General features: G+C 66.5%; 12 protein-coding genes. 8 read left to right on the top strand and 4 right to left on the bottom strand.

From position 1 onward, the window contains the following. Nucleotides 1–52 precede the first annotated feature (52 nt). From cysT to AB4Y42_RS16220, 5 genes are all read left to right on the top strand, one after another. Nucleotides 53–952: a sulfate ABC transporter permease subunit CysT gene (cysT, locus tag AB4Y42_RS16200; protein ID WP_368694721.1), complete on the top strand. Its 900-nt coding sequence runs from the start codon at nucleotides 53–55 to the stop codon at nucleotides 950–952. Further along, nucleotides 949–1,917, top strand: coding sequence for a sulfate ABC transporter permease subunit CysW (gene cysW, locus AB4Y42_RS16205; protein ID WP_368686389.1), 969 nt, complete (start codon nucleotides 949–951; stop codon nucleotides 1,915–1,917). The genes cysT and cysW overlap by 4 nt, the downstream gene beginning before the upstream one ends. Nucleotides 1,918–1,919: 2 nt before the next feature. Next, nucleotides 1,920–2,978, top strand: a complete 1,059-nt coding sequence (locus AB4Y42_RS16210) for a sulfate/molybdate ABC transporter ATP-binding protein (protein ID WP_368686388.1) — start codon at nucleotides 1,920–1,922, stop codon at nucleotides 2,976–2,978. Between the two features lie 61 nt (nucleotides 2,979–3,039). Beyond that, a complete protein-coding gene (locus AB4Y42_RS16215) occupies nucleotides 3,040–3,966 on the top strand; it encodes a CysB family HTH-type transcriptional regulator (RefSeq protein ID WP_266228933.1) in 927 nt (308 codons plus the stop codon). A gap of 50 nt (nucleotides 3,967–4,016) precedes the next feature. Next, complete coding sequence (locus AB4Y42_RS16220) at nucleotides 4,017–5,045, top strand: asparaginase (protein WP_368694722.1); 1,029 nt, start codon at nucleotides 4,017–4,019, stop codon at nucleotides 5,043–5,045. A gap of 87 nt (nucleotides 5,046–5,132) precedes the next feature. Here the strand turns inward: AB4Y42_RS16220 and lysM are convergent, their stop codons facing one another. The 4 genes from lysM to gcl form a co-directional block, all read right to left on the bottom strand. Then, nucleotides 5,133–5,642, bottom strand: coding sequence for a peptidoglycan-binding protein LysM (lysM, locus tag AB4Y42_RS16225; RefSeq protein ID WP_069267544.1), 510 nt, complete (start codon nucleotides 5,640–5,642; stop codon nucleotides 5,133–5,135). Nucleotides 5,643–6,092: 450 nt separating this feature from the next. After that, complete coding sequence (locus AB4Y42_RS16230; protein ID WP_368686386.1) at nucleotides 6,093–6,998, bottom strand: 2-hydroxy-3-oxopropionate reductase; 906 nt, start codon at nucleotides 6,996–6,998, stop codon at nucleotides 6,093–6,095. Between the two features lie 43 nt (nucleotides 6,999–7,041). Next, the gene (gene hyi / locus AB4Y42_RS16235; RefSeq protein ID WP_368686385.1) at nucleotides 7,042–7,839 is read right to left on the bottom strand and encodes a hydroxypyruvate isomerase; all 798 of its coding nucleotides are present in this window, start codon (nucleotides 7,837–7,839) and stop codon (nucleotides 7,042–7,044) included. A 101-nt stretch (nucleotides 7,840–7,940) separates the two neighbouring features. Beyond that, nucleotides 7,941–9,725: a glyoxylate carboligase gene (gcl, locus tag AB4Y42_RS16240; RefSeq protein WP_321928219.1), complete on the bottom strand. Its 1,785-nt coding sequence runs from the start codon at nucleotides 9,723–9,725 to the stop codon at nucleotides 7,941–7,943. 161 nt (nucleotides 9,726–9,886) lie between these two features. Here gcl and AB4Y42_RS16245 point away from each other — a divergent pair, with 161 nt between their 5' ends. The 3 genes from AB4Y42_RS16245 to AB4Y42_RS16255 all read left to right on the top strand — a co-directional run bounded on the left by AB4Y42_RS16245 (nucleotide 9,887) and on the right by AB4Y42_RS16255 (nucleotide 12,637). Then, nucleotides 9,887–10,795: a LysR family transcriptional regulator gene (locus AB4Y42_RS16245; protein WP_368686383.1), complete on the top strand. Its 909-nt coding sequence runs from the start codon at nucleotides 9,887–9,889 to the stop codon at nucleotides 10,793–10,795. Nucleotides 10,796–10,919: 124 nt separating this feature from the next. Next, a complete protein-coding gene (locus AB4Y42_RS16250) occupies nucleotides 10,920–11,708 on the top strand; it encodes an RNA polymerase sigma factor (RefSeq protein ID WP_368686382.1) in 789 nt (262 codons plus the stop codon). Further along, nucleotides 11,705–12,637, top strand: coding sequence for an anti-sigma factor (locus AB4Y42_RS16255; protein ID WP_368686381.1), 933 nt, complete (start codon nucleotides 11,705–11,707; stop codon nucleotides 12,635–12,637). The genes AB4Y42_RS16250 and AB4Y42_RS16255 overlap by 4 nt, the downstream gene beginning before the upstream one ends. Nucleotides 12,638–12,724: the final 87 nt, after the last annotated feature.

Below are 12,724 nucleotides of genomic sequence, written 5' to 3' on the forward strand. Positions count from 1 at the left end.
CGGCGCGAATTGGCAACGCACGAATCGCGCAACCCATGTCTGGACGATGAGCATGACAACGTTTCGATTGCGCAAGCCCAGTGCGCTGCCTGGCTTCGGCTTGACGCTCGGCATCACGGTGGCTTACCTGAGCCTCGTGGTGCTCATTCCGCTTGCCGCCACCTTTCTCAAGACGGCGACACTCGACTGGAGCCAGTTCGTGCGCGCCGTGTGGTCGCCGCGCGTGATCGCGTCGTACCGGCTCACGTTCAGCGCCGCGCTCGGCGGGGCACTGATCAATGCGGTATTCGGCTTCCTGCTCGCGTGGGTGCTCGTGCGCTATACGTTCCCGTTCAAACGGGTGATCGATGCGCTCGTCGATCTGCCGTTCGCATTGCCCACTTCCGTGGCGGGCATTTCACTAGCCGCCGTGTATGCGGGCAACGGCTGGATCGGCCAGTTCCTGCAGCCGCTCGGTCTGAAGATCGCCTTCACGCCGCTCGGCGTGCTCGTGGCGCTGACCTTCATCGGCTTGCCGTTCGTCGTGCGCACGGTGCAGCCGGTGCTCGAGGACTTCGAGCGCGAACAGGAAGAGGCCGCCGCGTGCCTCGGCGCAACGCGCTGGCTCACGTTCCGCCGTGTCGTGCTGCCCGCGGTGCTGCCGGCGCTCCTCACCGGCTTCGCGCTCGCGTTCGCGCGTGCGCTGGGCGAGTACGGCTCGGTCATCTTCATCGCCGGCAACGTGCCGATGAAGTCGGAGATCACGTCGCTGCTCATCATCACGAAGCTCGAGCAATACGACTATGCGGGCGCGACGGCACTCGCCGTAATGATGCTCTGCGTCTCGTTCGTCATGCTGCTCCTCATCAATTCGCTGCAGTGGTATTTGCAACGCCGCACGAGCCGCGGCGTCTCGGCCGGCAGCGCGCCGAATGCCGTGGCGGGCGCAACCGTCGCGGGAGGTGCGCAATGAGCACGCTGCCGCAACAACGCAGCACGCGCCGGCCGGATCCGGTCACCGAATCAGCGTGGGTGCGCTGGCTGCTGACTGGCATCGCGCTCGCGTTTCTCGCGCTGTTTCTCGTGGTGCCTCTCGTCGCCGTGTTCTGGCAGGCGTTGTCGAAGGGCATCGGCTTCTATTTCACGTCGCTCGTCGATCCCGATGCGCTCGCCGCGATCAGGCTCACGCTCATCACCGCGGCGATCGCGGTGCCGCTGAATCTGGCCTTCGGCCTCGCGGCTTCATGGGCGATCGCGAAGTTCGAGTTTCGCGGCAAGGCGCTGCTAACCACGCTGATCGACCTGCCGTTTTCGGTTTCGCCCGTGATTTCAGGGCTCATCTACGTGCTGCTGTTCGGTGCGCAGGGCTGGCTCGGACCTTGGCTCGAAGACCACGACGTGCAGATCATCTTCGCGGTGCCGGGCATCGTGCTCGCCACGATCTTCGTGACGTTCCCGTTCGTCGCGCGCGAGCTGATTCCGCTGATGCAGGCGCAGGGCAACGACGAAGAAGAGGCCGCCCACGTGCTGGGCGCCTCGGGCTGGCAGATGTTCCGCCGCGTGACGCTGCCCAATATCCGCTGGGGTCTGCTGTACGGCGTGATTCTCTGCAATGCGCGTGCGATGGGCGAGTTCGGCGCAGTCTCCGTGGTGTCGGGTCATATTCGCGGCCAGACCGACACGATGCCGCTGCACGTCGAGATCCTTTACAACGAGTACAACTTCGCGGCGGCATTTGCCGTCGCATCGCTGCTCGCGTTGCTCGCGCTCGTCACGCTCGGCCTGAAGCTGCTCGCGGAGCGCCGCCTTTCGGCGCAACTGCGCCGCGCGGACGAGATTCCCGCTTACGCCGGCCCGCAAGCCGTGGCCGTGCAACACGTTTCACAACACGCAGCGCCTCGCGCCGTGCGCCAACCGATTCAAGCAGGGGAGCAGTAAACATGGGCATCACCGTCAGCAATCTGCACAAGCGCTTCGGCGACTTCACCGCCCTCGACAACGTCTCGCTCGACTTTCCGCCGGGCGAACTGGTTGCGCTGCTCGGACCTTCCGGTTGTGGCAAGACCACGCTGCTGCGCGTGATCGCGGGCCTCGAATACGCCGACGCGGGCCAGGTCGTGCTGCAAGGCCAGGACGTGGGCGAGGTGGGCGCGCGCGAGCGCCAGGTGGGCTTCGTGTTCCAGCATTACGCGCTGTTCCGCCACATGACGGTGTTCGAGAACGTGGCGTTCGGCCTGCGCGTGAAGCCGCGCAGCGAGCGGCCCTCGGAGGCCGTGATTCGCGCGAAGGTGCATGAATTGCTCAAGCTCGTGCAACTCGACTGGCTCGCGCAGCGCTATCCGTCCGAGCTGTCGGGCGGCCAGCGTCAGCGCATCGCGCTGGCGCGCGCGCTCGCCGTCGAGCCGAAGGTGCTGCTGCTCGACGAACCGTTCGGTGCGCTCGACGCCAAGGTGCGCAAGGAGTTGCGCTCGTGGCTGCGGCGCCTGCACGACGACCTGCACATCTCGACGATCTTCGTTACGCACGACCAGGAGGAGGCGCTCGAGGTGGCCGATCGCATCGTCGTGATGAATCATGGGCACGTGGAGCAGGTGGGCAGCCCGCAGGACGTCTATGATCATCCGCAGACGGCTTTCGTCTACGAATTCCTCGGCGCCGCGAACCGGCTGCGCGGCAGCGTCGACGCACGCGGTTTCGTCGCCGAGGGCGCCGCGCAGCCGATCTCGGTGCACGCGGGCTTCGAAGGCCCGGCGCTTGCCTACGTACGGCCGCACGACCTCGTGCTGCACCGCGAAGCGAGCGATCATCGCGACGGCATCGTCGTCGACGTGCGCCGCGTGGTGACGCTGGGCGGCTCGGTGCGCGTGGAGCTGGAAAGCCGCACGGGCGGCGCGCTCGAAGCCGAGCTCGACCGCGAGTCGTGGCGCGCGCTGGGGCTTTCGGTGGGCGAGGGCGTGACGGCGGTGCCGCGCGGGCTGCGCGTATTTCCGGCGCAATGAGCGTTACAGTGCTCACATCGACAAAAACGAATAATCGGTCAGCAGTCCCGGAGAGAAGACCATGAATTTTCAGCAGTTGCGCTTCGTGCGCGAAGCCGTGCGGCAGAACATGAACCTGACCGAAGTCGCGAACGTGCTGTATACGTCGCAATCGGGCGTCTCCAAGCAGATCAAGGATCTCGAAGACGAACTCGGCGTGGACATTTTCATTCGCCGCGGCAAGCGTCTGACCGGCCTCACGGAGCCGGGCAAGGCCGTGCATCAGCTGATCGAGCGCATGCTGCTCGACGCCGAGAACCTGCGCCGCGTCGCGCGCCAGTTCGCCGACCAGGACAGCGGCCACCTCGTGGTCGCGACGACGCACACGCAGGCGCGTTACGCGCTGCCCAAGGTCGTGCACCAGTTCCGCGAAGTGTTTCCGAAGGTCCACCTCGCGCTGCGCCAGGGCAATCCGCAGCAGATCGCGCAGATGATCATCAACGGCGAGGCCGACCTCGGCATCTCGACCGAGGCGCTTGACCGCTTCCCCGATATCGTCACGTTCCCGTGCTACTCGTGGCATCACGTGGTGGTCGTGCCGAAGACGCATCCGCTCGTGGGCCGCGAAAATCTCACGCTCGAAGACGTGGCCGAGTATCCGGTCATCACCTACGACCAGGACTTCACGGGCCGCTCGCATATCGACCAGGCGTTCGCGAAGGCGAGCGTGGTGCCCGACGTGGTGCTGACCGCCATCGACGCGGACGTGATCAAGACCTACGTCGAACTCGGCATGGGCGTGGGCATCGTCGCGGCGATGGCCTACGACCCGAAGCGCGACAGCGAACTCGTCGCGCTCGACACGGAGCATCTCTTCGACGCGAGCACGACCCGGGTGGGCCTGCGCAAGGGCGCGTTCCTGCGCCAGTACGCGTACCGGCTCATCGAAATGTTCGCGCCGCAGCTGACCGAGCAGCAGATCGCGAGCCAACTGCGCGAGGCAACCTGAAAAGCGCGCTGATTTTCTCGGCGGGCGGCGGATCGCTTAAAATCGCCGCCATGAATACTTCCACTTCCTCTTCCGCGGCGGCGCCCAGCGCGCTGCCGCGCATCGCCGTGCTCGCCACCGGCGGCACGATTGCGGGCTCCGCCGCGGACGCTGCGAACACCGCGGGCTACCAGGCCGGCGTGATCGGCGTCGCGCAACTGCTCGCAGCGGTGCCGGGCATCGACGCCATCGCGCAGATCCATGCCGAGCAGATCGCGAGCATCGACAGCAAGGACATGTCGCTTGCGCTGTGGACCACGCTCGCGCAGCGCGTGAACGAACTGCTGGCCAGCGACGAAGTCGATGGCGTGGTGATCACGCACGGCACCGATACGCTCGAAGAAACCGCGTACCTGCTGCATCTCACGGTGAAGAGCGCGAAGCCATGCATTTTGACGGCGGCCATGCGGCCCGCCACGGCGCTCTCCGCCGACGGCCCGCTCAATCTGCTCAATGCCGTCACGCTCGCGGCGAGCGAGGCGGCGGCCGGGCAGGGCGTGCTGGTGGCGTTCAATAACCGCATTCATTGCGCGCGCGACGTCGCGAAGGTCAGCACCTACGCGGTGGATGCCTTCCAGTCGCCGGAAATCGGCGCGCTGGGCTGGGTGCAGGATGGCCGCGTGGAATTCCAGCGTCGCGCGCTGCGCCCGCATACGGTCGATGCGCCGTTTGCGGCGTCGGCGCAATGGCCGCAGGTCGAGATCGTGACGAGCTACGCGGGCGTGTCGCGCGCGGCGGTCGAAGCGCTCGTTGCCGCCGGTGTGGATGGGCTCGTCGTGGCCGGTACCGGCAACGGCTCGATTCATGGCGCGTTGCAGCAGTCGCTCGCCGAGGCGGCCGCCAAGGGCGTGGCCGTCGTGCGTGCCTCGCGCGTCGGCTCGGGTCATGTGATGCACAACGGCGCGGCCCAGGACGATACGCTCGGCTTCGTCTCGTCGGGCACGCTCAGCCCGTACAAGGCGCGTGTGCTGCTGCTGCTCGCGCTGGCAGCCGGCACGACCGACAAGGCGGGACTGCAGGACGTGTTCGACACGTACTGAGGCTGGCCGCGCACAAGGAGAAACGGGCCTGGCGGATTGCTCCGCCAGGCCCGTTGCGTTTCTGGCCGTGCTTGCGTGGTGCCGCGCTTACTGCAGCGGCGGAATCACGAGCACCTGACCCGGATAGATCTTGTCCGGGCTCTTGAGCATCGGCGTGTTCGCCTCGAAGATCGCGTCGTTCTTCGCGCCGCTGCCATAGTACTTTTCGGCGATCTTCCAGAGGTTGTCGCCGGCAACGACCGTGTGGTGCTGCGCTTCGGGCGCGGGGTTCGTGACGGTCATCTGGTCGTCGACCTTGTCGACGTTCTGCACGTTGCCGGCCGCCACGAGAATTTTCTCCTTCGTCGGCTGGTCGGCGGCGTTGCCGGTGACCGTCACCGTGTGCGAGACGCCGTCGTAGGTCACGCCGAGGTTGTCGGCGTCGAGGCCCTGCGAGCGGATATAGGCCGCGATCGCGTCGCCGGCCTTCTGGTTCAGTTCGGCGAGATTCGCCGCGGGGTCTGCCGGTGCGGCGGCGGGTTCCGCGGCGGCGGCCGGCGCTGCAGCCGTGCCGAACAGTTTTTCGCCTGCTTCCTTGATGAAATTGATAATGCCCATCGATCACACTCCTCACGTTCTGGAAATGACTGGGTGGTCACGCGTCGTGTCCACCTTGACCCGTCTGCGTGACAGCCGGATGAAAGCACAATTCTAGAAACGCGGCCGCGAAGGCGTCCATCGGGGCAGCGTCAAAGAGTGTGAAATCGGGGAGAGAAAAGAGAGGGCAAAGAAAAACGGGCATCCGACACGCGGACACCCGATGACGACGTCTGACCGACCAAGGCTTCCCCGTCGTCACCGGGCGCCGCTTTCGGACCCCACTGGCCGCCCTCAGCCCAGAGCGGCACCGATTTGCCTCGCGGCGGTTGCCGCCGCCGCGAAGCGCCCCACGGGAGGCTCGTGCGCTTCAGTCGTTGCGCGCGAGCCGGTATGCGTGATCCGGTTCTGCGGGCGGTCCGCGCGTTGCGTTGCGCAAACCGCCGTCCTGCTGCCTGCTACGGCTAAAACTCAAGCCGCCTTCACTTGCGTTTGCGGCTCGGCGATCTCGAAGTTCGCCATGATCTCGAGCGCGCGGATCATGGCCGAGTGGTCCCATGCCTTGCCGCCGTTCGCGGCGCACACGCTGAAGAGCTGCTGCGCGCTCGCCGTATGCGGCAGCGCGATGCCCAGCTTGCGCGCGCCGTCGATCGCGAGGTTCAGGTCCTTCTGGTGCAGTTCGATGCGGAAGCCCGGATTGAACGTGCGCCTGGTCATGCGCTCGCCGTGCACTTCGAGAATGCGCGACGAAGCGAAGCCGCCCATGAGGGCCTTGCGCACGCGCTCGGGGTCCGCGCCCGAACGTGCCGCGAACAGCAGCGCTTCGGCCACGGCTTCGATGTTCAGCGCGACGATGATCTGGTTCGCCACCTTGCAGGTCTGGCCCGCGCCGTTGTCGCCGATGAGCGAAATGTTCTTGCCCATCAGTTCGAACAGCGGCTTGGCAAGATCGAACGACTGCTGCGGGCCGCCCACCATGATCGTGAGCGTGGCTTCGCGTGCGCCGACTTCGCCGCCCGAGACCGGCGCGTCGAGATAGTCGCAGCCGAGCGCGTTGATCTGTTTGGCGAACTGCTGCGTTTCGAGCGGCGAGATCGAGCTCATGTCGATCACGAGCTTGCCGGCCGAGAGACCGTTGGCGACGCCGTCGTCGGCGAACAGGACGTTGGCGACATCAGGCGTGTCCGGCACCATCACGATGACGAGGTCCGAGACCTTTGCGACAGCCGTCGAATCGGCGACGACTTCGGTTTGGGTGCGCAGGTCGTCGGGCACCGGGTACTTGCCGTTCACGGCGAGCGTGTGGCCGCCCTTGATGAGGTTGCGTGCCATGTGCGCGCCCATGATGCCGAGTCCGATAAAGCCAATCTTTGCCATCTTGTGTCTCCGTGAAAGCGAATGCGTGAATGTGCGTAGGGGCTCAGGCGAGTTCGGCGGTGCGCTGCTTCGCGCTGCGCAGCCAGCCGAGTCCTTCGACGGTCGTCGTGCGCGGCTTGTACTCGCAGCCGATGTGGCCTTCGTAGCCGAGCGAGTCGAGCAGATCGAACAGGAACGGGTAGTTGATTTCGCCCGTGCCGGGTTCGTTGCGGCCGGGATTGTCGGCGAGCTGGACGTGGGCGATCTTCGCGAAGTGCTTCTTGATCGTCGCGGCGAGTTCGCCTTCCATACGCTGCATGTGATAGATGTCGTACTGCAGGAACAGGTTGTCCGAGCCGGTCTTTTCGATCACGTCGAGCGCTTCGCCCGAGCGGTTCAGCGCGAAGCCGGGAATGTCGTACGAATTGCACGGCTCGACGAGCAGGCGGATGCCTTCGCGTTTCAGTTCGCCGGCTGCGTAGCGCAGGTTCTCGACGATGGTGGCGAGCGCCGTGTCGCGATCGACGCCGGCCGTCGGAATGCCGACGAGGCAGTTCAGTTGCGGCACCTTCAGCGCCTTCGCATAGTCGATCGCGCGGCCCACGCCTTGCTGGAACTCGCCGCGCCGCTCGGGCAGGCAGGCAATGCCGCGCTCGCCCGCTTCCCAGTTGCCGGCGGGCAGGTTGTGGAGGACGAGCTTGAGCCCGTTGACCTCGAGGCGCTCGGCCAGCTCGGCGGCCTTGTATGGATACGGGAACAGGAACTCCACGGCGTCGAAGCCCGCTTGCGCGGCCGCGGCGAAGCGGTCGAGGAAGGGCACTTCGTTGAACAGCATGGTGAGGTTCGCGGCGAATTTTGGCATGGTGCTGGGTCTCGCTGGTCGGTCAGTAAAGGAAGTCAGTCAGGCAGCGCGCCGATGCCGTGCGCGCTGCCCGTGCTGCGTTGATGCGGGCTCGAGTGCGCTCAGTCGAGGGCATTGATCGCGCTGATGGCAGTCGGCGCGTGCTCGGGCTTTTCGGCCAGTTCCTCGAACTCGTTGATGGCGTCGATCTCGGTGCCCATCGAGATGTTGGTCACACGCTCGAGAATCACTTCGACGACAACCGGCACGCTGTGCTCGGCGGCGAGCGCTTGAGCCTGCTTGAGCGCCGGGGCGATCTCTTCCGGCTTGAACACGCGCAGCGCCTTGCAGCCGAGGCCTTCGGCGACCGTGACGTGATCCACGCCATAGCCGTTCACTTCCGGCGCGTTGATGTTCTCGAACGCGAGCTGCACGCAGAAGTCCATGTCGAACGCGCGCTGCGCCTGGCGGATCAGGCCGAGATACGAGTTGTTCACGACCACGTGCACGTAAGGCAGCTTGAACTGCGCGCCCACGGCCAGTTCTTCGACCATGAACTGGAAGTCGTAGTCGCCTGAGAGCGCCACGATGGGACGCGTCGGATCGGCTGCGCGCACACCGAGCGCCGCCGGAATCGTCCAGCCGAGCGGGCCCGCCTGGCCGCAGTTGATCCAGTTGCGCGCCTTGTACACGTGCAGGAACTGCGCGCCGGCGATCTGCGAAAGGCCGATGGTGCTCACGTAGCAGGTGTCGCGGCCAAACGCCTTGTTCATCTCTTCGTACACGCGTTGCGGCTTGATCGGCGTGTTCTCGAAGTGCGTCTTGCGAAGCATCGTGCGCTTGCGTTCCTGGCAGTCGGCCACCCACGCGCTGCGGTCCTTCAGCTTGCCCGCGGCCTTCCATTCCCTGGCGATCTCGACGAACAGTTCGAGCGCGGCCTTCGCGTCCGAGACGATGCCGAGATCGGGGCCGAACACGCGGCCGATCTGCGTGGGTTCGATATCGACGTGCACGAACTTGCGGCCCTTCGTGTACACCTCGACGCTGCCCGTATGGCGATTCGCCCAGCGGTTGCCGATGCCGAGCACGAAGTCGGAGGCGAGCATCGTGGCGTTGCCGTAGCGGTGCGAGGTCTGCAGGCCGACCATGCCGGCCATGAGCGGATGGTCGTCGGCAATCGCGCCCCACGACATGAGCGTCGGGATCACGGGCACGCCCACCGTTTCGGCGAACTGCACGAGCAGGTCTTCGGCGGCTGCGTTGAGCACGCCGCCGCCCGAGACGATCAGCGGCTTGTCGCTGGCGTTGAGCAGTTCGAGCGCGGCTTCGATCTGCTTGCGCGTCGCCTTCGGCTTGTAGACCGGCAGCGGCTCGTACGTGTCGATGTCGAATTCGATTTCGGCGAGCTGCACGTCGATCGGCAGATCGACCAGCACCGGACCCGGACGGCCCGAGCGCATCAGATGGAACGCCTGCTGGAACACGCGCGGCACGAGCGCCGGCTCGCGCACGGTGACGGCCCACTTGGTGACGGGCTTGGCGATCGACTCGATGTCGACGGCCTGGAAGTCTTCCTTGTAGAGGCGGGCGCGCGGCGCCTGGCCCGTGATCGCGAGGATCGGAATCGAATCGGCCTGGGCCGAGTAGAGGCCCGTGATCATGTCGGTGCCCGCGGGGCCCGAGGTGCCGATACACACGCCGATGTTGCCCGGCGTGGCGCGCGTATAGCCTTCGGCCATGTGCGAGGCGCCTTCGACGTGGCGCGCCAGCACGTGCGTGATGCCGCCAGCCTTTTTCATCGCCGAATAGAACGGATTGATGGCTGCGCCCGGCACGCCGAAAGCGGTATCGATGCCTTCTTTTTCGAGCACCAGCACTGCGGCGTCGACGGCTCTCATTTTGGCCATGATTGTCTCCTGAATGTCTCGTATGCGAGGAATGGCGATGCGTTGAGGCCCACTTTAGGGGCGCAGGAAAGGTTTGATAAGATCAGTCCAGGTCGTTTATTCCGAAACAAAAAGTATGGAATTCCGGCGGGATGCGGCTTCCGGCTGGATGGAGACAAGCAATGGACCGCTTCAAGCAGATCGAAACCTTCGTGCGCGTCGCGGACGCGGGCAGCCTCGCGGCGGCGGCGCTCGAGGAAGGCGTCTCGCCGGTGATCCTCGGGCGTCGTATCGACGCGCTGGAAAAGCGCCTCGGCGTGAAGCTCATCTACCGTTCCACGCGGCGGCTCGTGGTGAGCGAGGAGGGCGCGGCCTTTCTCGAACGCTGCCGCGGGCTGCTCGCCGACTGGGACCAGGCCGAAAACGAGCTGTCCGCCGGGCGCCAGGTGGTGAGCGGCCATCTGATCGTGTCGGCGCCGGCGGCGTTCGGGCGCAAGCACGTGGCGCCGCTCGCCCCCGAGTTTCTCGCCGACAAGCCCGAACTCCAGGTGTCGTTCAATCTCACCGACCGTGTGGTCGATCTGGTGCGCGAGGGCTACGACCTGTCGATTCGCATCGGCGGCGCGGTGGACCCGAACTTCGTCGCCGTGAAGCTCGCCACCAACCGGCGCGTCGTGTGCGGCACGCCCGAATATTTCCGCAGGCACGGGCGGCCGAAAGCGCTCGAAGACCTGCCGAACCACAATTGCCTGGCGTTCAACCTGCAGGGCGGCCAGAACCGCGGCTGGTACTTCAGCCGCGGCGGCAAGCTCGTCACCGTGCGCGTGGGCGGCACGCTCGACTGTAACGACGGCGAGCTGCTGCATCGCTGGGTGACCGAGAGCCTCGGCCTCGGCTGGCGTTCGACCTGGGAGATCGACGCCCAGCTCGCGCGCGGCGAACTCGAAACGGTGCTCGACGAATACGCGCTGCCCGATTACGACATCCTCGCGGTGTATCCGCAGCAGCGCTACGTGCCGGCGCGCGTGCGCTACTTCATCGACTACCTCAAGGAGGTCTACGCGCGGCCGGGGTATTGGGCCGGCGCGTAATCGCGCGCTTCGCATTTATTTTTCGTTTTCGTGCGTACGGAGCGGGAATAAACTGGCCCGAGCTTCGGTAGTGCCTGTATGCGGCCACGGTCGCGTAAGCCAAACGAAGACGCGAGGGGACGACGTGGGAGAAACCGCGTACGAGCAGGATGAGGCCGCACGCAGCCGCCGCTTTCAGGCGCTGGCGCTGCCGCATCTCGATGCGGCCTACAACCTCGCGCGCTGGCTCTCGCGTAACCCGGGCGACGCGGAAGATATCGTTCAGGAGGCGTTTCTGCGGGCGTTCCGCTTCTTCGACGCGTTTCGCGGCGATGAAGCCCGTCCCTGGCTCCTCGCGATCGTGCGGCGCGTCTGGTACGACGAATGGCGGCGGCGCGCGGGCGCGGAAGAGGTGGCGCCGTTCGACGAGTTGCGCGACGACGCGCCGCTCGAAGGCTGGGAAACGGGCGGCGTCGATCCCGAGACGCTCGCGATCCGCGCCGAAGACACCCGTCACGTGCAGGACGCGCTCAGGCGCCTGCCGGTGGAGTATCGGGAAGTACTGGTGCTGCGCGAGCTGGAGGAGCTGGGCTATCGCGAGATCGCGGCGATCGCCGATCTGCCGCTCGGCACCGTGATGTCGCGGCTCGCGCGTGGCCGCAGACGGTTGGCGACGCTGCTGGCGGCGTACCACGGCGGCGAGCGCAACAGGTCAGCCGCGGGTAGTGCAGTCGATGAGACTGCCGACGATTCGGTTGTCCGCGCCCACGGCTGCGCGGACGACAGGGCAGGAGTCGGGGGAAGCAGTCAAGCCAGGAGACCATCCGGCCGGGGGAACGGCGGTCGGTTCCGCGAGGAGCCGGCCGCCGACGGCGGAGCGCCGTTGCGCCCTCGCTCTCAAACCGAAGGCCCGAACGACGGAGGCGCCAGATGAACTGTAACGAAGCGCGCCCGCTGGTCGACGCGAGCGTCGACCGCGAACTCTCCGCTGCCGACGAATGGCGTGTGCGCGAGCATCTCGCAGGCTGCGAGCAATGCCGCCGTGTCGCCGACGATGCGCAGGCCATCTCTCGAATGATTCGATCCGCGCCGTACCACCGTGCGCCGGCTGGGCTGGCTGCGCGCATCGTCGCGGGATTGCCGGCGACCGAAACGGTTGCGGCGCCTGAAAGGGCAACACCTTCGCCAGCCCCCGCACACGACTCGGGCGGCTGGCGCGCCTGGCTGCGCAACTGGTGGCCGGGCAGCGGCGGCGGGGCGCGTGGCATCGCGGGCGGTCGTGGCTGGGGCGCTGCGTCCGCCAACGCGGGGCCGCACGCGGCCACGCTCGCGTGGTTCGGCTGCGCGTTGTTGATCCTTTGTGCGCTGGCGGTGATCGCCACGCTGCATCTGCGCCGCCCGGCCGCTGAGACGGCCTTCGTCGACGATCTCGTGTCGAGCCACGTGCGGGCCCAGATTTCGGGCCGCGATATCGACGTGATCTCGACGGACCGCCATACCGTGAAGCCATGGTTCAACGGCCGCATCGACTACGCGCCGCCGGTCTTCGATCTCGCGCAACAGGGCTTTGCGCTCGCGGGCGGACGTCTCGATTATGTGGGGCGCGAACGCGTCGCCGTGCTCGTCTATCACCATGGCAAGCACGTGATCGATGTCTATGTGTTCCCGCCGGGCGCGGGCGGACCGGCCGTCTCGGGCGCCCCGCCGCAGAGTTCGAGCGAAGGCTACGCACTCCTGCGCTGGCAGGCGGCGGGCATGACCTGGTGGGCCGTGTCGGACGCCGGTGCGGACGCGCTGGACGGCCTGCGCGCGGCGCTCGACGCCCGTCTCGCGGGCGGCGCGAGCGAGGCGGCCGGCAGCTAAGCTGGCGCGCCACACGGGCGCGGTGGGACGCTTTCAGTACGCGCCCCGCCGCGCAAGTCATTGAAAACACGCCCGATTCATCGCCCG

The organism is Paraburkholderia sp. EG286B (assembly GCF_040965655.1).
Lineage (GTDB): Bacteria > Pseudomonadota > Gammaproteobacteria > Burkholderiales > Burkholderiaceae > Paraburkholderia.

Bases quoted from the DNA above. Each gene is read 5' to 3' on its own strand.
- cysT (WP_368694721.1), top strand. From the start codon at position 53: ATGACAACGTTTCGATTGCGCAAGCCCAGTGCGCTGCCTGGCTTCGGC.
- cysW (WP_368686389.1), top strand. From the start codon at position 949: ATGAGCACGCTGCCGCAACAACGCAGCACGCGCCGGCCGGATCCGGTC.
- AB4Y42_RS16210 (WP_368686388.1), top strand. From the start codon at position 1,920: ATGGGCATCACCGTCAGCAATCTGCACAAGCGCTTCGGCGACTTCACC.
- AB4Y42_RS16215 (WP_266228933.1), top strand. From the start codon at position 3,040: ATGAATTTTCAGCAGTTGCGCTTCGTGCGCGAAGCCGTGCGGCAGAAC.
- AB4Y42_RS16220 (WP_368694722.1), top strand. From the start codon at position 4,017: ATGAATACTTCCACTTCCTCTTCCGCGGCGGCGCCCAGCGCGCTGCCG.
- lysM (WP_069267544.1), bottom strand. From the start codon at position 5,642: ATGGGCATTATCAATTTCATCAAGGAAGCAGGCGAAAAACTGTTCGGC.
- AB4Y42_RS16230 (WP_368686386.1), bottom strand. From the start codon at position 6,998: ATGGCAAAGATTGGCTTTATCGGACTCGGCATCATGGGCGCGCACATG.
- hyi (WP_368686385.1), bottom strand. From the start codon at position 7,839: ATGCCAAAATTCGCCGCGAACCTCACCATGCTGTTCAACGAAGTGCCC.
- gcl (WP_321928219.1), bottom strand. From the start codon at position 9,725: ATGGCCAAAATGAGAGCCGTCGACGCCGCAGTGCTGGTGCTCGAAAAA.
- AB4Y42_RS16245 (WP_368686383.1), top strand. From the start codon at position 9,887: ATGGACCGCTTCAAGCAGATCGAAACCTTCGTGCGCGTCGCGGACGCG.
- AB4Y42_RS16255 (WP_368686381.1), top strand. From the start codon at position 11,705: ATGAACTGTAACGAAGCGCGCCCGCTGGTCGACGCGAGCGTCGACCGC.